Source organism: Shinella sp. GW821-FHT11G07 (assembly GCF_058808115.1).
Window position 1 is genome coordinate 290,848 of record NZ_JBXARJ010000006.1, and the last position, 21,773, is coordinate 312,620.

Here is a 21,773-nt window from a genome sequence, read left to right on the forward strand (position 1 = left end):
ATGAATCCCATCAATGCAGGCCGCCGACGCCGAGCAGGGTTTCGACCGTGTGCGCATCGGCGGACAGCGCCTGCGGCGTGCCGGTCCAGGCGATCCGGCCACGCTCCAGGATGATCACCTCGTCGGCGAAATCAAGCGCGCTCTGGATGCGCTGTTCGACGAGCAGGCTGGTCATTTCGCCCGACGCGGCCAGCATGCCGAAGGCAGCCATCAGTTCCTCGCAGATGACCGGCGCGAGGCCCTCCAGCGGTTCGTCGAGCAGCAGCACGGAAGGCTGGCCGAGAATGGTGCGCGCCGTCGTCAGCATCTGCTGCTCGCCGCCGGACAGTTGCGAGCCGAGGTTCTTCCGCCGCTCCTTGAGGCGGGGAAACATCGCATAGGCTTCCTCGATCGCCGAGCGCGGCCGGGCTTTCAGGCCGACAAAGAGGTTTTCCTCGACGGTCAGCGTCGGGAAGACGTCGCGCGATTGCGGCACATAGCCCAGCCCTTTCAGCGCGCGCGACGAACTGTCGATACCCTCGATCGGCTGGCCGCCGAGGCGGATTTCGCCGCCGTAACGCTTTGTCTGGCCGGCGAGCGTGGCAAAGAGCGTCGATTTGCCCATGCCGTTGCGGCCGAGCACTGCGAGCCTCCGGCCGGCGCTGGCGGAGAAGGAAATATCCTCCAGCACCCGCGTCGGGCCGTAACCGGCGGACAGGCCTGAAATTTCAAGCGACGCTGCGGGCATCGGCATAGCTCCCGAGATAGGCCTGGCGGACGCGCGCGTCCTTGGTAACGGCGTCCGGCGACCCGTCGAAAATGATCTCGCCCGCCGCCAGCACGATGACGCGCTTGGCGAAGCGGAAGACGAGATCCATGTCGTGTTCGATCATCAGCACGGCAAGATCGGCCGGCAGGTCGGCGATCGCCTGCTCGATGCGCGCGGTATCGCTCTGCGGCACGCCGGCGGCGGGCTCGTCCAGCAACAGCACCTTCGGCTTCAGGGCGAGCGCCAGCGCGAGTTCCAGCAGGCGCTGCTGGCCATAGGCGATTTCGCTGACGCGGAGGTGAGCCAGATGCGCGATGCCGAGCTTGGCCAGCAAGGCATGCGCTTCGTCCATGACGTCCGGCATCGCGCGATGGCTCGCAAACATGTGTCCCGAACGGACTTCGCGCTGCAGGATGGCGAGCGCAACATGCTCCTCTGGCGTCATCTCGGAAAACAGCCGCGTCACCTGGAAGGAGCGCACGAGGCCGCGGCGCACGCGCTCGGTCGGGCCAAGCCGCGTCACGTCCTGACCGCCGAGCATAACGCTTCCGGAATTCGGCAGGATGTTGCCGGTGACGAGGTTGACGAAGGTCGTCTTGCCGGCACCATTCGGGCCGATCAGCGCAACGCGGTCGCCCGGCGCCATCGAGAGCGAAACGTCGTTGGTGACGGCGAGACCGCCGAACATCTTTTTCAGGTTGCGGACGTCGAAGATCGCACTCATCGGCCCTTCCTCCCGCGGCGTTCGAGATAGGCGGCGAACGAACCGTAAAGGCCTTTCGGCGCGAAAAGCACGACGGCGATCAGGAGCGCGCCGACGATGGTGAGCCAGTGGAAGGGATTTGCCGCCGAGACGACATCCTCGAACCACATGAAGACGACGGTGCCGATCAGGGCGCCATAGAGCGAGCCGGTGCCGCCGAGCACGAGCATGACGAGCGCCTCCGCCGACAGGGTGAAGGACAGACTGTCGAGGCCGACGACCTGGGTCGAGATGGCGTTGAGGGCGCCGCCTGCCCCGGCGACGGCGCCGGAGATCGCGTACATCCGGATCACCGTGCCATGCACCGAACCGCCCATGGCGCGGATACGCACCGGATCCTGCCGGATGCCGCGGCACAGCATGCCGAAGGGTGAGCGCACGATCTGACGCAGGATGACGAAGGCGACAACGAGCAGCACGATGCCGAAGACATAGGCCGTGCGGCCCCAGAGATCGAACTGCCAGAGGCCGAAGACGGCGTCCGGCATGATGCCGGCAAGCCCATCGCTGCCGCCGGTCCAGCCGGAGGCCTTGTTGGCGGCCTCATGGGCGAGGTGAACGATGGCGATGGACAGCACGAGCTGCGGCAGGCCATGGGCGCGAAGCACGACGGCGCCGGACAGGAGGCCGGCAAGCGCGCCCGCGACGACGCCGACGGCGAGCATGGCGATCGGATCGGTGATGCCGAAATGCGCCGCCGCGATGCCCGCACCATAGGCCCCCGCACCGAACAGCGCCGCATGGCCAAGGGTTGCGACACCGCAATAGCCGGTGACGAGATCGAGCGAAAGCACCAGCAGCGCGATCGCGATGATGCGGGTGAGCAGCGCGAGATTGTTCGGGAAGAGGACATAGCCCACGACGGCCAAGGCGAGGATGACAAGCACGCCGATGGCGTCGCGCGTCAGGCGCGCGCGGCGGTCGCCCGCGGTGGAGAACGTGTCGGAATTCGTCAGCAGCGCCATCACTTCGCCCTTCCGGCAAGGCCGCGCGGGAAAAGCCAGACGATGGCGATGACCGCAAGATAGAAGAAGAATTCCCCGAATTCCGGCATGAGATAACGCCCCGTCGTGTCGATGGCGCCGAGCAGCAGGCAGGCGGCAAGCGCGCCGGGAATGGACCCCGCCCCGCCGACCGAGACAACGACGAGGAAGGTCACCATGTAGCGCAGCGCATAGTAGGGCTCGATCGGCAAGAGCTCGGCGCCGACCACGCCGCCGAAGGCAGCAAGGCCTACGGCGACGGCGAAGCTCACGGCATAGACAACCTCGGTCTTCACGCCGAGCGCTGCCGCCATCGCCGCATTGTCGACGCTGGCACGCAGCTTCACGCCGAAGGCGGTGCGCTCGATGAAATACCAGAGGCCGACGGCAACGGCGGCCCCGCAACCGATGACGAAGAGCCGGTGGGCTGAGACGGTGCGGAAACCGAGGCTGACGGGTTCGCGCAGCGTTTCCGGCGTCGGAATGGTCTTCAGCGTCGGGCCGAAAACGTAATTGGCGATGCCGATGATGCAGAAGGTGATGCCGATGGTCATCAGCACCTGCGTCAACTCCGGCTGGCCGTAGATGCGGCGATAGAGCAGGCGTTCGATGGGAATGGCGATGAGGATCGTGCCGGCAACCGCGAGCATGACGGCAACGGCATAGGCAAGGCCAAGGTCGCGCGCCGCATAGGAGGCGATGTAGCCGCCGATCATCGCGAAGGCGCCGTGCGCCAGATTGACCACCCGCATCAGCCCCATCGTCACCGAAAGGCCGATGGAGATGACGAAGAGCACCATGCCATAGGCAAGGGCATCGACCCCGATGCTGAAGACCGTTTGCATGTTCCTGTCCTGCTTGTCGCCGGGATGTCGGCGGTCACTCGTCGGAGGCGGGTGGATCCTCGGGTCAAGCCCGAGGATGACGAAAGAAGCGAGGGCGGCGTATCACGGCGGCGACGACACTTGCCGCACCGTCTGATGGACGGGAAGCGCTTCTGTCCCCTCCTTCATCCTCGGGCTTGACCCGAGGATCCACCCGCCAGGCACGTCGCCCGAGGTAATCCGGCTACTTCGCAGCCGCCAGACCCGGATCGCCCTGCTTCTCGAAGGTCTGGATTTCCTTGTTGTAGTAGGTCCCGTCCTCCGCCTTCGCCACCTCGCGCAGATAGATGTTCTGGGTGATATGGCGGCTTTCGGGATCGATGGTCACCGGACCGCGCGGGCTTTCCCAGGACAGGCCCTTCACGGCCTCGACGGCCTTGGCCGCATCCTGCTCGCCGCCCGTCGCCTCGATCATCTTGTAGATGACATGCATGCCGTCATAGGCGCCGACCGAGGGAAACGACAGTTCCGCGGGATTGCCGATCGCCTTGGCGGCGGCCTCCACGAATTTCTTGTTTTCCGCCGAGTCATGCGAGACGGCATAGTGGAAGGTGGTCTGGAGGCCGAGTGCGGCCTCGCCGAGCGCCGGCAGGTCGGACTCCTGCGTGAGGTCGCCGGGCGCGAAGAACTTGACGCCGGCATCCTTGAGACCGTTTTCGTTGAAGGCCTTTACGAAACCGAGGGTCGTCGGGCCGGACGGCAGGAAGGCGAAAACACCTTCGGCACCCGAATCCTTGATGCGCTGCATGATCGGCGAGAAGTCATTGGTCTGGAGCGGGATGCGGATCGCCTCGACGACGGCACCGCCGGCCTTCTCGAAGCCGGCCTTGAAGGCGGCTTCCGCATCGACACCCGGGCCGTAGTCGCTGACGACGGAAATCACCTTCTTCGTGCCGCCATCGAAGGCGACCTTGGCGATCGGCGTCGAGGTCTGCCAGGTGGTAAACGAGGTGCGCACCACATAGGGGCTCTTCGTGACGATGGCCGAGGTCGCGGCGTTCATCACCACCATCGGCACATTCGCCTGCTCGAGCAGGGGTGTGGCGGCCATAGCATCCGGCGTGAAGTAGAAGCCGGCTAAGTACTGCACGCCTTCCTTGACCACCAGCTCCTGCGACAGGGCCTTCGACTGCGCCGGATCGGCGGTCGGGATGTCGCGGTAGATGATCTCGATCGTGTCGTCGCCGACGGTCGCGCCGTTCAGCGCCATATAGGCATCGATGCCCGCCTTGAAATTCTTGCCCTGCAGCGCGAAGGGACCGGAGAACGGTCCGACCACCCCGACCTTGATCGTATCGGCATGGGCGACACCGCCCAGAAGTGCAGCCGTCAGAGCGGCGATTGCAATCGTCTTCATGTTTTCCTCCCAGAAAAGCCGGCCTCCCGCCAACACGCGGTCCAGTCCCAGAATGGCTTTTTGTCAGATTGCCAGATGAAACGGTGATGTAAAATGAAAAAATCGGCCATTTTCATAACTCATAAATTATGAAAATGCGTTAGGCCGCACCAAACCGGCGGATGGAAGAAAGAAGCGTGCCGGCAAGGCGAAGCGATGCGCCGCAAGCCACCACCATCTGCGGCAGGATCAGCCATTCCAGCGTCCAGGCCGCACCGGAGCGTTCCTGCTCGTGCACCATCGCCTGGGCGAGCCCCCCGAGCTGAGCGGCGTTGAAACGGGCAAGCGTGACAAGCCCTTCGGCGGCGACCGGGTTCTGCTTGTGCGGCATGGCGGACGAACCGCCGCCGCCGGCAAGCGCGATCTCGTCACCACGATCCGCCATCAGCGCGATGTCCTGGCCGATCTTGCCAAGGCTGCCGGTGATGGCCGCCAGCAATGCGGCAAGCGCGCCGATCCGGTCGCGCTGGCTGTGCCACTGGGGAACATCGGCAAGGCCAAGCTCGGCCGCCAGCGCGGCGCGCACGGCCGGCGCCTTTTTGCCGAATTTCTCCAGCGTGCCGGCGGCACCGCCGAACTGGATGGCAAGGCCCGTCTGGGCGAAGGCCGTCAAATGGTCGGCATGGCGCTGCAAGGGCGCGCGCCAGGAGGTGATACGGTCAGCCACGGTGATCGGGATTGCCGCCTGCATGCGTGTGCGCCCCATCAGCGTGCGTTCGCCGAACGTGACTGCAAGCCCGTCGAGTATATCGCTCAAGGCCGCGAGCCGCGTTTCGAAGATCGGCACCACCCGGGCAAGGCGCAGCATCAGGCCACTGTCGATGACATCCTGGCTGGTCGCGCCGAAATGCACGTGCCTGCTGTGCGGCTCGCCGACGGCGGCGCGCAGCTGGCGCACGAGATCCGGCACCACGACGCCGTCGCGCGCCGTGGCGTCGCGCAGGCTCGCCACATCCGGCGAGAAAAGATGCGCTTTATCCGCAATCACATCCGCCGCTTCGGCCGGGATAAGCCCTTCGGCCGCCTCGGCCTTCGCCAGTGCCACCTCGAAGGCGAGCATGGCTTCCAGCTCCGCCGCGATGGAGAAGAATGCCGCCACCTCCTCGTCGCCGAGAAGACCCGAGAGGTAGGGATGATCGAAGGATGAAACGGTCATGGGTCCCTCTGACAAGATGGGCGGGGCGTGGATCCTCGGGTCGAGCCCGAGGATGACGGAGGGGAGGATAGTTTGCCGGGTTTCTGGGCGGCGCGGCCTGCCGTACCGCTCGATATGCCCAGGCTTCCCTTCTTTCGTCATGCTCGGGCTCGACCCGACGACCCACGCCCCCGCGGAAAACGCATTATAGGCGATTGCCGCCCAAACGCTGCCTCAAATATCGAAGAACACCGTTTCCTTCTCGCCCTGCAGATGGATGTCGAAGCGGTACTCATCCCCATCCGCCACGGCGATCAAGGTCGGCACGCGCACGCGGTGCTCGATGCGGGCCAGCACCGGATCCTCGGCGTTGGCCGCCTCCTCGTCGCCAAAATACAGGCGCGTGTTGAGGCCGAGATTGATGCCGCGCGCGACGATCCAGACCGAAATGTGCGGCGCCATCGGACGACCGTCCTTGAACGGCACGCGGCCGGGCTTGATCGTCTCGAAACGGTATTCCCCCGTCACGCCGTCGGTCGCTGAGCGCCCCCAGCCGGCAAAATTCGGATCGGCGCTGCCGCGCAATTCCGACGGGCTGTTGTAAAGGCCGGCGGCATCCGCCTGCCAGATTTCGAGCAGTGCATCCTTCAGCGGCGTGCCGGTGCCGTCGAGCACGCGGCCGGTAATGTTGATGCGCCGGCCGAGCGTCTTGTCGTTCACCATGGTGGCGCCGAGATCGCTCTCATAGACGCCGCCGATGCCCGAGAAATTAGGCGTTAGGCCGATATGGACGTAAGGCCCCGCCGTCTGCGAGGCACTTTCCTTGAGATATCCGAGTGGCTGGACCATCAGTTGCCCTCCATGCGGTTTTCAAAGAGCGTCGAGCGGCGGCCGCGCAGCACGATGTCGAACTTGTAGGCGCGCGCATCCATCGGGATCGTGTTGCCCCAGTCGAGCGCCGCGACCAACTGCTCGATCGCCGCCTTGTCCGGGATCGTCTGCACGATGGGACATTTCCAGATCATCGGGTCGCCTTCGAAATACATCTGCGTGATCAGCCGCTGGGCAAATCCATGGCCGAAGACGGAGAAGTGGATATGGGCCGGGCGCCAGTCGTTGACGCCGTTCGGCCAGGGATAGGGGCCGGGTTTGATGGTGCGGAAAGCATAATAGCCGTCGGCATCGGTGATGGTGCGGCCACAGCCGCCAAAATTCGGGTCGAGCGGTGCGAGATAGCTTTCTCGTCTGTGGCGGTAGCGCCCGCCGGCATTGGCCTGCCAGAACTCCAGCAGCGCGCCGGCCACCGGCCGCGCCCGCTCGTCGAGCACCCGTCCATGCACGATAATGCGCTCGCCGATGGCGCTTTCGCCGGATTTGGCGAAATTGTGGATCAGGTCGTTGTCCAACTCGCCGAGGATCGAATGGCCGAAGACCGGCCCGGTGATTTCCGACACCGTGCCGTCGAGCGATAGCAGCGCCTTCTGCGGCGAGCGCAGCACGGAGGTCTTGTAGCCGGGGGTGAGACCAGGCGGATGCCACAGCCGATCCCGCGAGAAGAAGGCGCCCGTTTCGGGCTTGCGATTGGAAAGGTCCGTCATCTCTGCCTCAAGCCGCCTTTTCCGCGTCCAACTGTTCGAAGACCTGCTTGGCGACCTTGATCGCCCGGTTGGCGGCCGGCACGCCGGCATAAATCGCCACATGCAGCAGCGCCTCGGCGATGTCGTCGCGGCTCGCCCCGGTGTTGACCGTGGCGCGCACGTGCATCGCGACCTCCTCGTCATGGCCGAGTGCCGCGAGCAGCGCGATCGTCACCATCGAGCGCTCGCGCTTCGTCCAACCCGGCCGCGACCAGACCGTGCCCCAAGCGCCTTCCGTGATCAGCTCCTGAAACGGCTGGTCGAAGTCCGTCGCGGCGGAGGAGGCGCGGTCGACATGGTTGTCGCCGAGCACCGCGCGACGGGTCACCATGCCCTGGCGATAGCGATCGGAAAAGGTATGCGCATCAGCCATGGGGCTCGTCTCCGGCAGGTAGGGTGGCGATGAAGGCGCGGATCATCTCGGTGAGGATTTCCGGCTGCTCGACGCAGGGAATATGCCCGGCATCCTTGATGACCTCGTAGCGCGCGCCAGCAATGAGCTTGGCCATCGACAGCACGACATCCGGCGGCGTCGAGCCGTCCTGGTCGCCGACGACGCAGAGCGTCGGCACGGAAATGTTCTTGGTGGACTGGGTGAGATCGGCATCGCGCAGGGCGGCACAGGTCGCGGCGTAGCCGACCGCGGACTGGCGGGTCAGCATGGTGCGGTAGCCATGATAGGCGGCATTTTCCGGGCGGCGGAAGGCCGGCGTGAACCAGCGCTCCATGACAGAATCAGCGAGGCTTTCGATGCCCTTCGTCTCGACGCTTTCGATGCGGGCGTTCCACATTTCGGCCGTGCCGATCTTGTGCGCCGTGTCGCAGAGGATGAGCGCCTTGACGAGATCCGGCCGCTTGGCCGCAAGCCCCTGCGCGATCATGCCGCCGACCGAGAGGCCACAGATGATCGCGTTCCTGACGTCGAGCCGGTCGAGCAGGGCTGCAAGATCGAGCACATGATCGTCGATCGAATAGGGCACCTGGCCGAGATCGGACAGGCCATGGCCGCGCTTGTCATAGGTGACGATCGGGAAATCGCCGGCGAGGCGCACAACAACGTCGCGCCAGATGCGGAAATCGGTGCCGAGCGAATTGGCAAAGACGATCACCGGCCGCCCGGCCGGGCCGCCGATCAGCTGGTGATGCAGGATGACGTTGTTGACGGTTGCGAATTGCACGGCTTTCTCCTCCCGTCTTTCCAGATTGATCGCTTGATCTGGTTAGGTAAAATGATATTTCATGCCGTTTCGTTAACTTCAGGGTTATGAAAACCATGGTCGACAGCCGTATCAAGTTCCGTCATCTGCAAACCTTTGTCGAGGTGGCGCGCCAGAAGAGCGTGATGAAGGCGGCCGACCTTCTGCATGTCAGCCAGCCTGCCGTCACCAAGACGATCCGCGAACTGGAGGAGGTTCTGGGCGTCGCGGTCTTCGAGCGCGACGGCCGCGGCATAAAAATCACCCGCTACGGTGAGGTTTTCCTCAAACATGCAGGTGCTGCGCTGACGGCGCTGCGGCAAGGCTTCGATTCCGTCTCGCAGGCGCTGTCCGGCGATGCGACACCGATCCGCATCGGGGCGCTGCCGACCGTCTCGACGCGCATCATGCCGAAGGCGATGCGGCTCTTTCTCGCCGAGGGGACAGGCGCGCGAATCAAGATCGTCACCGGCGAAAATGCCGTGCTGCTCGAACAGCTGCGCGTCGGCGATCTGGATCTCGTCGTCGGTCGCTTGACGGCACCGGAAAAAATGACGGGGTTTTCCTTCGAGCATCTCTATTCCGAACAGGTGGTTTTTTGCGTGCGTGCCGGCCACCCGCTGCTGTCCAGTGGCAACGCGATCTTCGCCGGGCTGGACGCCTATCCGGTGCTGATGCCGACCCGCGCCTCGATCATCCGCCCTTTTGTCGAGAGCTTCCTGATCACCAACGGCATTGCCGGGCTGCCGAACCAGATCGAGACCGTCTCCGACGCCTTCGGCCGCGCCTTCGTGCGCGAAAGCGATGCGATCTGGATCATCTCCGAAGGGGTCGTCGCGGCCGACATCGCGGAGGGCAAGCTGGCCGCCTTGCCGATCGATACCAGCGGCACGAAAGGCCCGGTCGGCCTCACCATGCGCACCGATGCCGTGCCCTCCATGCCGCTCGCCATCCTCATGCAGACGATCCGCGAAGTGGCCGGGGCGGTGTCGCAGGGACATTGATCAGCCGTCGATGGATACCGGCAGGCCGTTTCGCAGCGAATGCGCGACGGTACAGACGGCCTTCGCCTTCTCGATGACAGGCCGCGGGTCCGCCCCATCCAGCGTCTCGCAATCCACGCGCATCGCCGCCGACGTTGCAACGAGAGGCGTGCCGCCAAGTTCGACTGTCACGGTAACCGCGATACGCCCGAGCGGCACGCCGATCTCGTGGGACGCGTATCGCAGATCGTTGCAAAAGCAGCCGCCGAGCGCCAGCGCAAGCAGCTAAGCGCCGTTGAAGCCGAGCCCGGCACCGCCGGCCTTGCCTTCCGGGCGGTCGACGACGATCGTATGGCCACCTGCCCAACCCATTGCGGCTTCGGTTCCTTCGACATTGCGCAGTTCTACCGCAACAGCGACCATATCCCCCTCCATGGGCAAACAATCCTGCGCCACTTTAAGACGGACAGCCGGCAGGGCAAACGCCCCGTTGAACCGGCTCCGCAGGGCGGGTAGTTCTTGCGCATGTCCGAACTCGATTCATACCGCGCCATCATCGCCCATGCCGCCCCCGACCTCGCCGATGCGCTCATCCGGCCGCTGCCCGGCGGGTGGCATTCAAAGGCTTTCGAGGTCGATGGGCGCCTCGTCTTCAAGTTCCCGCAGGGAGAACAGGCGGAAAGCGCGTTGCGGCGCGAGGCGTCGATCCTCGCCGCTGTGCGCCCGCACGTCACCATGACTGTCCCCAACCTTCGCCTGCACGAGGGGACGCCCCTCTTCTCCGAACACCGGATCGTCCCCGGGGAGCATCTGGAAACGGTACATTACGAGGCCCTGCCGGAGCCGGCGCGGCAGGCGCTGGGCACGAATCTCGCCCGCTTCTATGCCGAGTTGCACGCGCTCGACCGCACCACCATGGCCACTGCCGGTGCCCGGCCCGTCGAGCACTGGCTCGACGCCGATACGATTGCGGCCAAGGCCCTGCCGCTTCTGCCGCGGGGCCTGCATGTCTTCGCGGAGGACACCCTTGCCGGCTGGCGCGCCCTGCCGCCGGACCCTAATGGCGAGACCTACGGTTTCTTCGACGGCCACGGCTGGAACATGGCCTTCGATCATGCCGCGGGGCAGCTCAACGGCATCTATGATTTCGCCGATTCCGGCTTCGGGCCGCTGCACCAGGATTTCATCTATTCCAACTTCATCAGCCCGGACCTGACGGCGCGGATCGCCGACGGCTACGAGCGCATCACCGGTCGCACGCTCGACCGCGACCGCGTCCATCTGCTGACCGGCGTGCATCGCCTGTGGGAACTCGCGACGTTGGCCGAAGCACCGGAGCATCACGCGACGATGATTGATTCGATCACCGCCTGGGCCCGCCGTCAGTAGGGCAGACCGACGTAGTTTTCCGCCAGCACCGTTTCCGCGGCGCGGGAATGGGTAAGATAGTCGAGTTCGGCTTCCTGGATCTTCTGGTCGAAATCATTGGTCTGCGGAAACCGGTGCAGCATGCTCGTCATCCACCAGGAGAAACGCACCGCCTTCCAGACACGGGCGAGCGCCTTTGCCGAATAGCCGTCGAGGCCGCCATTCGAGCGGTCCTGATAGTGCTCCAGCAGGCCGGAGAACAGGTAATGCACGTCGCTTGCCGCCAGGTTGAGCCCCTTGGCGCCAGTGGGCGGCACGATATGGGCGGCATCGCCGACGAGGAACAGCCGGCCGAAGCGCATCGGCTCGGCGACGAAGGAGCGCAGCGGTGCTATCGACTTCTCGAAGCTCGGCCCGGTCACCATCGCCTGCGCATGGTGGGCGGGGAGGCGGCGGCGCAGTTCGTCCCAGAAACGGTCGTCGGACCAGTCCTCGATCTTCTCGTCCAGCGCGCACTGGATGTAGTAGCGGCTGCGGGTCGGCGAGCGCATGGAACAGAGCGCGAAACCGCGCGGATGGTTGGCGTAGATCAGTTCGTCACTGACCGGCGGCACTTCGCAGAGAAGGCCGAGCCAGCCGAAGGGATAGATCTTTTCGAAGGTGCGGATCGCGCCATCCGGCACCGCCTTGCGGCTTGCGCCGTGAAACCCGTCGCAGCCGGCGATGAAATCGCAGTCGATGCGATGCGTGACACCGTCCTTTTCGTAGGTGACATAGGGTGTTGCGCCATCGAAGGCATGCGGCGTCACGTTCGCCGCCTCGAAGATCGTTAGCCGGCTGTCGGCTTGGCGCTGTTCCATGAGGTCACGGGTCAGCTCCGTCTGGCCATAGACCATCACGCGTTTGCCGCCGGTGAGATCGAAGAGGTCGATGCGATGATCGCGGCCATCGAAGGCGAGCGAAAAGCCGTCATGCGGCAGCCCCTCGGCATGCATGCGCGCACCGACACCCGCCCTGTCCATCAGGCCCACCGTGCCCTCCTCCAGCACGCCGGCCCGCACGCGACCAAGAATATGCGCGCGGCTCGACCGGTCGAGGATGACGGTCTCGATGCCGGCATTGCCGAGCAGCTGGCCTAGCAGCAGGCCCGACGGTCCCGAACCGATGATGACGACCTGAACGCGCATGCTGTCCTCCGAAACTGGCATTTCGCAAAGTGTCGGCGAGATGGGTGGTTCCGGGCAATGGACGGATCAGCCCTCGACTTGTACAAATCAAACATTGCAAACCGGTAGCACCGACATGAACAGGCCCGTTCCGACCTATGATCTCTACGGCGAAAGAACAGGAAATCCGCCGGATTTCTGGTTGCACTGCGAAACGATCCCGTCGCGCAGCAGCCTGCATCGCTACGAAATCGGCCTGCACCGGCATAAGAGTTTTTTCCAGATCCTGTACATTTCCGCCGGATCGGGCGATGCGCTGTTCGGGGCCAGGCGGCTGACATTGCGCCCGCCGGCCATCGTCTCCGTGCCGCCGGCCGTCAACCACGGGTTCCGCTTTTCTCCCGATATCGATGGCTATGTCTTCACCATGCTCGCCTCACACGGGCGGCTTGCCGGCGAGGCGGCGCGTTTTGCGGCGGAACCGCGCGTCACCGCGCTCGACGCCGCCGATCCGGAGGGCGCCTTCCTGATCGCGACGCTGGAGCGGCTGGCGGCGGAATGGGCGAGCCGGCGCAGTGGACGCACGGATCTGATGGAGGCCTATCTCGTCTCGACGCTGACGCTGACGGCGCGGCTCTGGGCCCGCGACAATCCGACCGAAGGCATCGGCGAGACGGTGCGACGCATGGAGCATCTCAACGGCCTGATCCAGCAGCATTTCCGCAGCCAGAAGCCGGCAAATTTCTACGCCCAGCAGCTTGGTGTGTCGTCGACGCATCTCAACCGCATCGTCAAGGCCGCCACGGGCCTGACGGCGCACGCCTATATCGGTCGGAAACTCGTCGACGAAGCGAAACGCGAGCTCGTCTTCACCGAAAGGCCGGCGCAGGAGATCGGTCTGCGCCTCGGTTTTGCCGACCCGGCGTATTTCTCGCGGTTCTTCCTGCGCGAGACCGGCGAGACACCGCGCGCCTGGCGGCTCGCCGAACGGGCGCGGCTCGCCGCTCAGTCGTCGGCGTAACGCTCTTCCATCCAGGGATCGCCGCGCATGTGATAGCCGTTGCGCTCCCAGAAGCCGGCCTGGTCGCCGGGCAGGAAATCGATGCGCGTCAGCCACTTGGCGCTCTTCCAGAAATACAGATGCGGCACGACGAGACGCATCGGGCCGCCATGCTCGGCGGTCAGCGGCTGGCCTTCCCAATGGGTGGCGAGAATGGCGTCCTCGACGGCGAAATCGGCCAGCGGCAGGTTCGTCGTATAGCCGTCATAGCTCGTCAGCATGACGAAATTCGCTTGCGGCCGCGGCATGACGAGATCGAGCAGATCGCGGGTGGCAACGCCCTCCCAGCGGTTGTCGTAGCGCGACCAGGTCGTCACGCAATGAATGTCGGACAGCTTTTGGCTTTGCGGCAGCGCAAGAAAATCCGCCCAGCCGAAGGACATCGGGTTTTCCGCACCGCCCTTCACGTCGAGCCGCCAGTTTTCCGGACGGATCACCGGCTGCTGGCCGAGATCGAGCACCGGCCAGTTCTTGACGAGGTGCTGGCCGGGCGGCAGGCGGTCGGTCTCCGGTCTCGACATGCGGCCCGTCAGGAATTTTCCCTGGTCCGCCCATTGGCGTTTCGTGCGGGTGAGCTTGCTGTCCTCGTCGCGCATGGCGGTCTCCTGCTGCAGTGCAATAGGTGGGATCGCCGCCTGTCGTCTGTCAAGGTCGGCTCAGGCCAGCACCTGCCGGAGTGCCGCCTGCACCTCGCGCATCGCCGGCAGGTAGCGCTCGACCATCTCGCCTGCCGCCGCATGGGCTGCCGGTGCGCCGATATTGAGCGCCGCCACCACCCGGCCGCGGGCATTTTCCAAAGGCAACGCGATGGAGCAGAGGCCGATTTCCAACTCCTGGTCGATCACCGCAAACCCCTGCCGGCGCACGCGGGCGAACTCTTCCATCAGCACGTCGGGATCGGTCTTGGTGAAGGGCGTGTTCGCCCTGCGGTCCGATGCCTCCAGAATGGCGCGCGCCTCCGCGTCTGGAAGGGCGGCAAGCAGCACCCGGCCCATCGAGGCGCAATAGGCCGGCAGGCGCGAGCCGGGCATGAGGTTGATCGACATGACCCGCTTCTGTGCGGCGCGCGCCACATAGACGATTTCCGTTCCGTCGAGCACCGAGGCGGAGGCGCTTTGCCCGACCTTGTCCGAAAGCTGGTCGAGATAGGGCTGCACCAGCCGCGGCAGCGGTGTTGCCGACAGATAGGCATGGCCGAGCCGCAGGATTTTGGGCGTCAGCTGGAAGAACTTCCCGTCATAGGCCGCATAGCCAAGCTCGGCGAGCGTCAGCAGGCAGCGCCGCGCCGTCGCCCGGTCGAGACCGGTTTCCTTCGACACGTCGCTGATGGTGAGCCGCGGCTTTGCCTCGTCGAAGGCTTCGATGACCTTTAGGCCCTTGGCAAACCCGCCGATGAAATCCGTTTCCCGCATGGCGTCTCCTTTTCGGGCGGTCGATTTGGCCGTCCGCCATCGCGTCGCGTCCCTCCCTGCCCTCCGTCGTCATGCTCGGGCTTGACCCGAGCATCCAGGCTCGGGTTGCCGCATGGATCCTCGGCTCGAGGCCGAGGATGACGACGAGAGCGGAGTGAGCGTCACCGTTCCCCGCGAACAACATCTCGCGTATTTGTGCGATAATTGAACAAAAGTCAATTATCGCACAAAGTGGATTGCCCGTTTCCCCCTTCGGATTTACCTCTAGGGTCACAACGGGAGATTTTGCATGGACAAGACCATCGGAAGTCTGGCGGAGGCCGTGGCGGGTATCGGTGATGGCGCGACGGTGATGATCGGCGGCTTCGGCGGTTCGGGTGCCCCGATCGAGCTGATCCACGCGCTCATCGATACGGGTGCCAGGGACCTCACCGTCGTCAACAACAATGCCGGCAACGGCCGCATCGGCATTGCGGCGATGATCGATGCGGGGCTGATCCGCAAGATGATCTGCTCGTTCCCGCGCTCGAGCGATCCACGCGCCTTCACCGACAGCTATCTCGCCGGCAAGATCGAGCTGGAACTGGTGCCGCAGGGTACGCTTGCCGAGCGCATCCGCGCCGGCGGCGCCGGAATTCCGGCCTTCTACACGCCGACGAGCTTTGGCACGGAGCTGGCGAAGGGCAAGCCCACCGCTGAATTCGACGGCCGCATGTATGTGCAGGAACGCTGGCTGAAGGCGGATGTCGCGCTGATCAAGGCGCATGTCGGCGACACGCACGGCAACCTCACCTACAACAAGGCAGCCCGCAACTTCAGCCCGCTGATGTGCATGGCCGCGGCAAAGACCATCGTGCAGGTCTCGAAACTGGTAAAACCGGGCGGCATCGATCCGGAACAGGTCATTACCCCCGGCATCTTCGTCGATGGCGTCGTGGAAGTTTCCGCGCCCAGGCAGGAAGAAGATCTCATCCGCGCAGGAGTGGTTTACGCATGAGCCCCGTTACGAGCGAAATCGATACACGCGAAGACATAAAACTCTCCAACACGCAGATCGCCTGGCGTGCGGCGCAGGACATCGAGGACGGCGCCTATGTCAATCTCGGCATCGGCTTTCCCGAAATGGTCGCCCGCTACCAGCCGGAAGGCCGCGAAGCGATCTTCCATACGGAAAACGGCATCCTGGATTTCGGCGAGGCGCCACCCGCAGGTGAAGAGGACTGGGACCTGATCAATGCCGGCAAGAAGGCCGTGACGCTGAAGCCCGGCTCTGCCTTCTTCCACCATGCCGACAGCTTTGCCATGGTGCGCGGCGGCCATCTCGACGTCGCCATTCTCGGCGCCTACCAGGTGGCGGAGAACGGCGACCTTGCCAACTGGCGCGTCGGCTCCAAGGGGGTGCCGGCCGTGGGTGGGGCGATGGACCTCGTGCATGGCGCCAAGCAGGTCGTCGTGATCACCGAGCATGTCACCAAGAACGGCGAGCCGAAGCTCGTCGAAGCCTGCACCTTCCCGCTCACCGGTGTCGGCTGCATCACCCGCATCTATACCAGCCATGCGGTGATCGACGTATCCGGTGGCCGCTTCGTGCTGCGTGAAAAACTGGCCGGCATGACGATCGAGGAATTGCAGGCTATGACAGGCGCAAAACTTCATGTCGACGGCCCCGTTGCCGATCTCGTCGTGCCGGAACTCTAGAACGTTGTTTACGCAATTCCGCACGCAAAACCGCTGCGCACTTTTGCTGGAATTGCTTGAAAGGAAAAGCCATGTCTGACGCCTATATCTGCGACTATGTCCGCACGCCCATCGGCCGCTTCGGCGGCTCCCTTTCCGCCGTGCGCGCCGACGATCTCGGCGCCATCCCGCTGAAGGCGCTGATGGCGAAAAACACCGGCATCGACTGGGAAGCCGTCGACGACGTCATTTTCGGCTGCGCCAACCAGGCCGGCGAGGACAACCGCAATGTCGCGCGCATGTCCTCGTTGCTGGCCGGCCTGCCCGTTTCTGTCTCCGGCACCACGATCAACCGGCTCTGCGGTTCCGGCATGGATGCCGTCATCGCCGCCGCCCGCGCCATCAAGGCCGGCGAGGCGGAACTGATGGTTGCCGGCGGCGTCGAAAGCATGAGCCGCGCGCCCTTCGTGCTGCCCAAGGCGGACAGCGCCTTTTCACGCAATGCGGAAATCTACGACACGACCATCGGCTGGCGCTTCATCAACCCCCTGATGAAGAAGCAGTACGGCGTCGATTCCATGCCGGAGACCGGCGAGAATGTCGCCGAGGACTTCAAGGTGTCGCGCGCGGACCAGGACGCCTTCGCCGTGCGCTCGCAGGCGAAAGCCGCTGAGGCGCAGGCAAACGGCCGCCTGGCCAAGGAAATCACGCCCGTCACCATCCCGCAGAGGAAGGGCGATCCCATTGTCGTCGACACGGATGAGCATCCGCGCGCAACCACGCTGGAAGCGCTCGCAAAGCTCGGCACACCGTTCAAGAAAGAGGGCGGCACCGTGACCGCCGGCAATGCCTCCGGCGTCAATGATGGGGCAGCAGCCCTGATCATCGCCTCGGAAGCGGCCATCAAGAAATACGGCCTGACGCCGATCGCCCGCATTTTGGGCGGCGCCATGGCCGGCGTTCCGCCGCGTATCATGGGCATCGGCCCGGTCTATGCCACGCAGCGCCTCTGCGCACGGCTCGGCCTGAAACCGTCCGACTTCGATGTCATCGAATTGAACGAGGCCTTCGCCTCCCAGGGCCTCGCGACGCTGCGCGAACTCGGCATTGCCGACGATGCCGATCACGTCAACCCGAACGGCGGCGCCATCGCGCTCGGCCATCCGCTCGGCATGTCGGGCGCGCGCATCACCGGCACGGCCGCGCTGGAACTGCAGCTCACCGGCAAGAAGCGCTCGCTCTCCACCATGTGCATCGGCGTCGGCCAGGGCATCGCGGTGGCGCTGGAGCGGGCTTGACGTTTGCCCCTCACTCTACCCCCCGCAAATAGACGGGCCGTGCTACATGAATGCTACGCATGAACTCACAGATGTTGCTGACATTTGAGATTTGCCGCTTCATGCGTCTAGAGGTGCGATGATACGGACGGATACGATTGAGGTAGTTGGGATCGATGAGGGCGGATCGCTGTGGGTAAAGCCTTCAACGGCGACCTTTCCTTACATCTACCGAGAGGCGATGGAGGTTCATTGGAACGCTGAGAGATATTGTCTCTACAGTCCAAAGCCGCGCGAATGGTCCTATACGGCGTGGTTCAGTCAAATCGTTTGCGCCGCACACTATCAAGGCGTCAATTTGAAGCTTGCGCAGACTACATTGTGGTCAGGCATTACGCCTGAGTTGCAACAAGCCATAAAAGACAGCGATTCAAGATTTTCACCGTGCGGCTAAATCTGATTCAGCATCGACATGATCCGATGTGTCGCCCCTTGACCCGCTTGCGGGGGAAGGTGGCGGCAGCCGGATGAGGGGCAGCCTTCGCCAAGCACATTGACACCCGCCCTGCCCTCCGGCACCCATGCGGACCGATATCCTCGCTTCGATGACGGCCCGCCATGTCAAAGACCACACGCGCCACCCAGGCCCTTGCCAAGGCCGGTATTTCCTTCACCGTCCATACCTACGACTACGACCCGAATGCCGAGCGCGTCGGCATGCAGGCGGCCGAGGCGCTGGGGGAAGACCCGTCGCGCGTGCTGAAAACGCTGATGGCGGAGGTGGATGGCAAGCCGGTCTGTGTCATCGTCCCGTCAGACTGCGAGGTCAGCATGAAGAAGCTGGCAAGCGCCTTCAAGGGCAAGTCGGCGAGCATGATGAAGCCGGCGGATGCCGAGCGACTGACGGGTTATGTCGTCGGCGGCATCAGCCCGTTCGGCCAGAAGAAGCAGGTCCCCACGGCAATCGAGGAGGCGGCGCTGGTACACGCGGCGGTTTACATGAATGGCGGGCAACGTGGACTTCAGGTCCGGCTGGCGCCCGGCGACGTGCTTGTCGCGCTGAAGGCGATTTCGGCACCGGTTATCGCCTGATTGCGCCTTCTCATCCGGCAACAAGCACACTAAGTTTCTTCCGTCCCTTTCAGAAACAGACAGGCATGCCATGACCTATCCCGCCAATTCCGCCCCTGCCGTCGATGCGGCAAAACTCGACAAGCTCGCCGAAGTCGCCGTGCGCATCGGCCTGCAGCTGCAGAGGGGGCAGGACCTCGTGATGACGGCGCCCATTGCCGCACTGCCGCTCGCCCGCCTGATCACCAAACACGCCTACATGGCCGGCGCCGGCCTCGTCAGCACCTTCTATGCCGACGAAGAGGCAACGCTTGCCCGTTACCACCACGCGCCGGACGAAAGTTTCGATCGCGCAAGCGACTGGCTCTACGAAGGCATGGCCAAGGCCTATGCCAACGGCGCAGCGCGTCTCGCCATTGCCGGTGACAACCCGATGCTGCTGTCGGCCGAGGACCCCACCAAGGTCGCCCGCGCCAACAAGGCCAATTCCACCGCCTACAAGCCGGCGCTGGAAAAGATCGCCAATTTCGACATCAACTGGAACATCATCTCCTATCCCAACCCGTCCTGGGCCAAGCAGGTGTTTCCGAACGATCCGGAAGACGTGGCGGTCGAAAAGCTCGCCAACGCCATCTTCGCCGCCTCGCGCGTCGACGTTGCCGATCCGGTCGCCGCCTGGAAGGAGCACAACGCGGCTCTTGCCAAGCGTTCCGCGTGGCTTAATGGCGAACGCTTCGCAGCCCTTCACTTCAGAGGACCGGGCACGGACCTGACGGTAGGCCTCGCCGACGGCCACGAATGGCACGGCGGTGCATCCACCGCGAAGAACGGTATCACCTGCAATCCGAACATCCCGACGGAGGAGGTCTTCACCACGCCGCATGCGCTGCGCGTCGAAGGCCACGTGTCGTCGACCAAGCCGCTCTCCCACCAGGGCACGCTGATCGACAATATCCAGGTGCGCTTCGAGGGCGGCCGCATCGTTGAGGCGAAGGCGTCGAAGGGCGAAGCGGTGCTGAACAAGGTGCTGGACACGGACGAGGGCGCGCGCCGGCTCGGCGAAGTGGCGCTGGTACCGCATTCCTCGCCGATTTCGGCGAGCGGCATCCTGTTCTACAACACGCTGTTCGATGAGAACGCCTCCTGCCACATCGCGCTCGGCCAGTGCTATTCCAAGTGCTTCCTCGATGGCGCGAGCCTGACGCCGGAGCAGATCCGCGCCCAGGGCGGCAATGAAAGCCTCATCCATATCGACTGGATGATCGGCTCCGACAAGGTCGATATCGACGGCATCCGCAATGACGGAAGCCGCACGCCCGTCATGCGCGCCGGCGAGTGGGCATGACCAATCTCGGCGTGATCGGTGGCGGCGGATGGCTGGCCGGGGCGCTGCTCCGGCCGGCACTTGCCGACCGCGTCATCCGGCCCGCCGACCTTGTTCTTTCCTCGCGCTCCGGCCAGATTTCCGGTTTCGAATCCTGGCCGAGCGTGCATATGACAACGGACAATGCGATCCTTGTCGACGCCTCCGACGTCATCTTCTTCTCCGTTCGGCCGGAGGATCTCGACGCCATAGAACTCGATCTTCGCGGGCGCTTCGTCATCTCCGTCATGGCGGGGGTGACGGTCGAGGAAATCGGCGAGCGTTACGGCGCCCGTCGCATCGTGCGGGCAATGCCCAATGCCTGCGCCGAACAGCGCCTCTCGTTCACGCCGTGGTTTGCGACGGACGACGTGCGCCGCTCGGAAACGGCCTTCGCGCAGCGCTTCTTCTCCGCATCCGGCCAGGCGCATCTCATCACCAACGAGCAGGACCTCGACTATTTCACCGCGCTAACCGGCTCGGGCGCCGCCTTCCCGGCACTCATGGCGGATGCGATGATCCGGCACGCCGTCGAGGCCGGCATCGATCCCGATACGGCGGACCTCGCGGTTCGCCAGCTCTTTCTCGGCGCCGCCACGCAGATGGCACGGGTTTCCGACACGCCGGCCGACATCGTGGAGCTCTTCATGGAGTACCGCGGCACCACGGCCGCGGGCCTTTCCGCCATGATGGAAGCCAATATCGAACACGCCATCTTCAACGGCCTGACCGCGGCGCGGCGAAAGGCGGCGCAGAGCGGGAGCTGACCGGCACCGGCCGCGATGCCTGCGCCCACTGGCTGAGCCAGACGCTCGCCAGCACGACGACCATGCCCGCGATCTGTAGCCAGCTCAAATCCTGCCCGAGCATCGCCCAGCCGAGCACGACGGCAACGAGCGGGCTGAGGAAACCGAGCGGCGAGATCGCCGCCGGACCGAGCTTCGCCAGGCCACGGAACCAGACGATATAGGTGAGCGCTGCGCCGATCAGGCCGAGATAGAGGAAGCCGATGAGGTTCTGTGTCGTCGGCATGGGCAGGGCCGGTTCGAAGAACAGCGCGACGGGCACGAGCAGCAGGCCGCCCGCCGTCAACTGCCAGGCGGTGAAGGTCAGCGGCGGCACCGGCGGCTGCCAGTGGCGCGAGAGCACCGTGCCGAACGCCATGGAGACCGCACCGGCAAGACCGGCGGCAATGCCGATCGGGTCGAGGCTGGCAGACGGCGTCAGCACGAGGAGGGCGACGCCTCCGATACCGGCAAGGCCGGCAACGATCGACAGCGGGTGCACCGTCGTTCCCATCACCGCGCGGGACAGCCCCAGCACGATCAGCGGCTGGATGGCGCCGACCGTCGCCGCCACACCGCCCGGCAGGCGATAGGCCGAGACGAACAGCATCGCCCAGAAGAACGAGAAGTTCAGTGCGCCGAGCAGAAAGGTCCGGCCCCACCAGATGCCCTGCGGCAATTGCCGGACGAGGAGCAGCAGGAGCAGCCCCGCGGGAAGTGCGCGCAGCATAGCGACGGTCAGCGGATAGCCGGCCGGCAGCAGCTCGGTCGTGACGATATAGGTACTGCCCCAGATGGCGGGTGCGGCGGCGGTGAGAAGGACATCGGTGGCGCGGGACATAATTATCTCCATTCAAAGAATCTTGAAT

General features: G+C 64.6%; 24 protein-coding genes and 1 pseudogene. 10 read left to right on the plus strand and 15 right to left on the minus strand.

The window, feature by feature from the left end; translation table 11 throughout:
- Positions 1 to 10 precede the first annotated feature (10 nt).
- From AC1RT2_RS14425 to pcaD, 10 genes are all read right to left on the minus strand, one after another.
- Positions 11 to 727 (minus strand): ABC transporter ATP-binding protein, encoded by a 717-nt coding sequence (locus tag AC1RT2_RS14425; protein WP_493102825.1) that lies wholly within the window; start codon positions 725 to 727, stop codon positions 11 to 13.
- Positions 708 to 1,472, minus strand: a complete 765-nt coding sequence (locus AC1RT2_RS14430; RefSeq protein ID WP_493102827.1) for an ABC transporter ATP-binding protein — start codon at positions 1,470 to 1,472, stop codon at positions 708 to 710. Before AC1RT2_RS14430 ends, AC1RT2_RS14425 begins: the two co-directional genes overlap by 20 nt.
- Entirely contained in the window at positions 1,469 to 2,476 is a 1,008-nt protein-coding gene (locus tag AC1RT2_RS14435) for a branched-chain amino acid ABC transporter permease (protein WP_493102829.1), read from the minus strand. The genes AC1RT2_RS14430 and AC1RT2_RS14435 overlap by 4 nt, the downstream gene beginning before the upstream one ends.
- A complete protein-coding gene (locus AC1RT2_RS14440) occupies positions 2,476 to 3,339 on the minus strand; it encodes a branched-chain amino acid ABC transporter permease (RefSeq protein ID WP_444799811.1) in 864 nt (287 codons plus the stop codon). Before AC1RT2_RS14440 ends, AC1RT2_RS14435 begins: the two co-directional genes overlap by 1 nt.
- Positions 3,340 to 3,562: 223 nt before the next feature.
- Complete coding sequence (locus AC1RT2_RS14445; RefSeq protein ID WP_493102831.1) at positions 3,563 to 4,735, minus strand: ABC transporter substrate-binding protein; 1,173 nt, start codon at positions 4,733 to 4,735, stop codon at positions 3,563 to 3,565.
- 139 nt (positions 4,736 to 4,874) lie between these two features.
- Positions 4,875 to 5,930, minus strand: coding sequence for a 3-carboxy-cis,cis-muconate cycloisomerase (locus tag AC1RT2_RS14450; protein ID WP_493102833.1), 1,056 nt, complete (start codon positions 5,928 to 5,930; stop codon positions 4,875 to 4,877).
- 213 nt (positions 5,931 to 6,143) lie between these two features.
- Positions 6,144 to 6,758 (minus strand): protocatechuate 3,4-dioxygenase subunit alpha, encoded by a 615-nt coding sequence (gene pcaG / locus AC1RT2_RS14455; RefSeq protein WP_493102835.1) that lies wholly within the window; start codon positions 6,756 to 6,758, stop codon positions 6,144 to 6,146.
- On the minus strand, positions 6,758 to 7,507 hold the full coding sequence (gene pcaH / locus AC1RT2_RS14460) for a protocatechuate 3,4-dioxygenase subunit beta (protein ID WP_493102837.1): 750 nt from the start codon (positions 7,505 to 7,507) through the stop codon (positions 6,758 to 6,760). Before pcaH ends, pcaG begins: the two co-directional genes overlap by 1 nt.
- A 7-nt stretch (positions 7,508 to 7,514) precedes the next feature.
- A complete protein-coding gene (gene pcaC / locus AC1RT2_RS14465; RefSeq protein ID WP_069060293.1) occupies positions 7,515 to 7,919 on the minus strand; it encodes a 4-carboxymuconolactone decarboxylase in 405 nt (134 codons plus the stop codon).
- The gene (gene pcaD / locus AC1RT2_RS14470) at positions 7,912 to 8,724 is read right to left on the minus strand and encodes a 3-oxoadipate enol-lactonase (protein ID WP_493102839.1); all 813 of its coding nucleotides are present in this window, start codon (positions 8,722 to 8,724) and stop codon (positions 7,912 to 7,914) included. Before pcaD ends, pcaC begins: the two co-directional genes overlap by 8 nt.
- Before the next feature lie 95 nt (positions 8,725 to 8,819).
- Here pcaD and pcaQ point away from each other — a divergent pair, with 95 nt between their 5' ends.
- Entirely contained in the window at positions 8,820 to 9,746 is a 927-nt protein-coding gene (gene pcaQ, locus AC1RT2_RS14475; RefSeq protein ID WP_069060295.1) for a pca operon transcription factor PcaQ, read from the plus strand.
- On the opposite strand, the pseudogene AC1RT2_RS14480 reads toward pcaQ, so the two are convergent.
- A pseudogene (locus AC1RT2_RS14480) lies at positions 9,747 to 10,148 on the minus strand (OsmC family protein).
- A 102-nt stretch (positions 10,149 to 10,250) separates the two neighbouring features.
- Between AC1RT2_RS14480 and AC1RT2_RS14485 the strand changes: the two are divergent.
- On the plus strand, positions 10,251 to 11,114 hold the full coding sequence (locus tag AC1RT2_RS14485) for a phosphotransferase family protein (RefSeq protein ID WP_493102842.1): 864 nt from the start codon (positions 10,251 to 10,253) through the stop codon (positions 11,112 to 11,114).
- Here AC1RT2_RS14485 and pobA read toward each other — a convergent pair.
- The gene (gene pobA, locus AC1RT2_RS14490; RefSeq protein WP_493102844.1) at positions 11,108 to 12,280 is read right to left on the minus strand and encodes a 4-hydroxybenzoate 3-monooxygenase; all 1,173 of its coding nucleotides are present in this window, start codon (positions 12,278 to 12,280) and stop codon (positions 11,108 to 11,110) included. The genes AC1RT2_RS14485 and pobA overlap by 7 nt on opposite strands.
- Positions 12,281 to 12,395: 115 nt before the next feature.
- Here pobA and AC1RT2_RS14495 point away from each other — a divergent pair, with 115 nt between their 5' ends.
- The gene (locus AC1RT2_RS14495) at positions 12,396 to 13,280 is read left to right on the plus strand and encodes a helix-turn-helix domain-containing protein (RefSeq protein WP_493102846.1); all 885 of its coding nucleotides are present in this window, start codon (positions 12,396 to 12,398) and stop codon (positions 13,278 to 13,280) included.
- On the opposite strand, the gene AC1RT2_RS14500 is transcribed toward AC1RT2_RS14495, so the two are convergent.
- Positions 13,265 to 13,915: a sulfite oxidase-like oxidoreductase gene (locus AC1RT2_RS14500; RefSeq protein WP_493102848.1), complete on the minus strand. Its 651-nt coding sequence runs from the start codon at positions 13,913 to 13,915 to the stop codon at positions 13,265 to 13,267. The two genes, AC1RT2_RS14495 and AC1RT2_RS14500, sit on opposite strands and share 16 nt — an antisense overlap.
- A gap of 60 nt (positions 13,916 to 13,975) precedes the next feature.
- On the minus strand, positions 13,976 to 14,731 hold the full coding sequence (locus AC1RT2_RS14505) for an IclR family transcriptional regulator (RefSeq protein ID WP_493102850.1): 756 nt from the start codon (positions 14,729 to 14,731) through the stop codon (positions 13,976 to 13,978).
- Between the two features lie 289 nt (positions 14,732 to 15,020).
- On the opposite strand from AC1RT2_RS14505, the gene AC1RT2_RS14510 reads away from it, so the two are divergent.
- From AC1RT2_RS14510 to AC1RT2_RS14540, 7 genes are all read left to right on the plus strand, one after another.
- Positions 15,021 to 15,728: a 3-oxoacid CoA-transferase subunit A gene (locus tag AC1RT2_RS14510; protein WP_493102852.1), complete on the plus strand. Its 708-nt coding sequence runs from the start codon at positions 15,021 to 15,023 to the stop codon at positions 15,726 to 15,728.
- A complete protein-coding gene (locus tag AC1RT2_RS14515; RefSeq protein ID WP_493102854.1) occupies positions 15,725 to 16,429 on the plus strand; it encodes a CoA transferase subunit B in 705 nt (234 codons plus the stop codon). The genes AC1RT2_RS14510 and AC1RT2_RS14515 overlap by 4 nt, the downstream gene beginning before the upstream one ends.
- Before the next feature lie 71 nt (positions 16,430 to 16,500).
- Positions 16,501 to 17,706 carry a 3-oxoadipyl-CoA thiolase gene (pcaF, locus tag AC1RT2_RS14520; protein ID WP_493102856.1) on the plus strand — a complete coding sequence of 402 codons (1,206 nt, stop codon included), beginning with the start codon at positions 16,501 to 16,503 and terminating at the stop codon, positions 17,704 to 17,706.
- A 118-nt stretch (positions 17,707 to 17,824) separates the two neighbouring features.
- Complete coding sequence (locus AC1RT2_RS14525; protein ID WP_493102859.1) at positions 17,825 to 18,139, plus strand: hypothetical protein; 315 nt, start codon at positions 17,825 to 17,827, stop codon at positions 18,137 to 18,139.
- A 164-nt stretch (positions 18,140 to 18,303) separates the two neighbouring features.
- On the plus strand, positions 18,304 to 18,777 hold the full coding sequence (ybaK, locus tag AC1RT2_RS14530) for a Cys-tRNA(Pro) deacylase (protein ID WP_493102861.1): 474 nt from the start codon (positions 18,304 to 18,306) through the stop codon (positions 18,775 to 18,777).
- Between the two features lie 70 nt (positions 18,778 to 18,847).
- Entirely contained in the window at positions 18,848 to 20,101 is a 1,254-nt protein-coding gene (locus AC1RT2_RS14535) for an aminopeptidase (RefSeq protein ID WP_493102863.1), read from the plus strand.
- Complete coding sequence (locus AC1RT2_RS14540; protein WP_069060306.1) at positions 20,098 to 20,886, plus strand: pyrroline-5-carboxylate reductase family protein; 789 nt, start codon at positions 20,098 to 20,100, stop codon at positions 20,884 to 20,886. Before AC1RT2_RS14535 ends, AC1RT2_RS14540 begins: the two co-directional genes overlap by 4 nt.
- On the opposite strand, the gene AC1RT2_RS14545 is transcribed toward AC1RT2_RS14540, so the two are convergent.
- Positions 20,837 to 21,757, minus strand: a complete 921-nt coding sequence (locus AC1RT2_RS14545; protein ID WP_493102865.1) for an EamA family transporter — start codon at positions 21,755 to 21,757, stop codon at positions 20,837 to 20,839. The two genes, AC1RT2_RS14540 and AC1RT2_RS14545, sit on opposite strands and share 50 nt — an antisense overlap.
- Between the last annotated feature and the right edge of the window lie 16 nt (positions 21,758 to 21,773).

Coding starts and splice junctions, on each gene's coding strand:
- AC1RT2_RS14425 (WP_493102825.1), bottom strand. CDS start 727: ATGCCCGCAGCGTCGCTTGAAATTTCAGGCCTGTCCGCCGGTTACGGC.
- AC1RT2_RS14430 (WP_493102827.1), bottom strand. CDS start 1,472: ATGAGTGCGATCTTCGACGTCCGCAACCTGAAAAAGATGTTCGGCGGT.
- AC1RT2_RS14435 (WP_493102829.1), bottom strand. CDS start 2,476: ATGGCGCTGCTGACGAATTCCGACACGTTCTCCACCGCGGGCGACCGC.
- AC1RT2_RS14440 (WP_444799811.1), bottom strand. CDS start 3,339: ATGCAAACGGTCTTCAGCATCGGGGTCGATGCCCTTGCCTATGGCATG.
- AC1RT2_RS14445 (WP_493102831.1), bottom strand. CDS start 4,735: ATGAAGACGATTGCAATCGCCGCTCTGACGGCTGCACTTCTGGGCGGT.
- AC1RT2_RS14450 (WP_493102833.1), bottom strand. CDS start 5,930: ATGACCGTTTCATCCTTCGATCATCCCTACCTCTCGGGTCTTCTCGGC.
- pcaG (WP_493102835.1), bottom strand. CDS start 6,758: ATGGTCCAGCCACTCGGATATCTCAAGGAAAGTGCCTCGCAGACGGCG.
- pcaH (WP_493102837.1), bottom strand. CDS start 7,507: ATGACGGACCTTTCCAATCGCAAGCCCGAAACGGGCGCCTTCTTCTCG.
- pcaC (WP_069060293.1), bottom strand. CDS start 7,919: ATGGCTGATGCGCATACCTTTTCCGATCGCTATCGCCAGGGCATGGTG.
- pcaQ (WP_069060295.1), top strand. CDS start 8,820: ATGGTCGACAGCCGTATCAAGTTCCGTCATCTGCAAACCTTTGTCGAG.
- AC1RT2_RS14485 (WP_493102842.1), top strand. CDS start 10,251: ATGTCCGAACTCGATTCATACCGCGCCATCATCGCCCATGCCGCCCCC.
- pobA (WP_493102844.1), bottom strand. CDS start 12,280: ATGCGCGTTCAGGTCGTCATCATCGGTTCGGGACCGTCGGGCCTGCTG.
- AC1RT2_RS14495 (WP_493102846.1), top strand. CDS start 12,396: ATGAACAGGCCCGTTCCGACCTATGATCTCTACGGCGAAAGAACAGGA.
- AC1RT2_RS14500 (WP_493102848.1), bottom strand. CDS start 13,915: ATGCGCGACGAGGACAGCAAGCTCACCCGCACGAAACGCCAATGGGCG.
- AC1RT2_RS14505 (WP_493102850.1), bottom strand. CDS start 14,731: ATGCGGGAAACGGATTTCATCGGCGGGTTTGCCAAGGGCCTAAAGGTC.
- AC1RT2_RS14510 (WP_493102852.1), top strand. CDS start 15,021: ATGGACAAGACCATCGGAAGTCTGGCGGAGGCCGTGGCGGGTATCGGT.
- AC1RT2_RS14515 (WP_493102854.1), top strand. CDS start 15,725: ATGAGCCCCGTTACGAGCGAAATCGATACACGCGAAGACATAAAACTC.
- pcaF (WP_493102856.1), top strand. CDS start 16,501: ATGTCTGACGCCTATATCTGCGACTATGTCCGCACGCCCATCGGCCGC.
- AC1RT2_RS14525 (WP_493102859.1), top strand. CDS start 17,825: ATGATACGGACGGATACGATTGAGGTAGTTGGGATCGATGAGGGCGGA.
- ybaK (WP_493102861.1), top strand. CDS start 18,304: ATGTCAAAGACCACACGCGCCACCCAGGCCCTTGCCAAGGCCGGTATT.
- AC1RT2_RS14535 (WP_493102863.1), top strand. CDS start 18,848: ATGACCTATCCCGCCAATTCCGCCCCTGCCGTCGATGCGGCAAAACTC.
- AC1RT2_RS14540 (WP_069060306.1), top strand. CDS start 20,098: ATGACCAATCTCGGCGTGATCGGTGGCGGCGGATGGCTGGCCGGGGCG.
- AC1RT2_RS14545 (WP_493102865.1), bottom strand. CDS start 21,757: ATGGAGATAATTATGTCCCGCGCCACCGATGTCCTTCTCACCGCCGCC.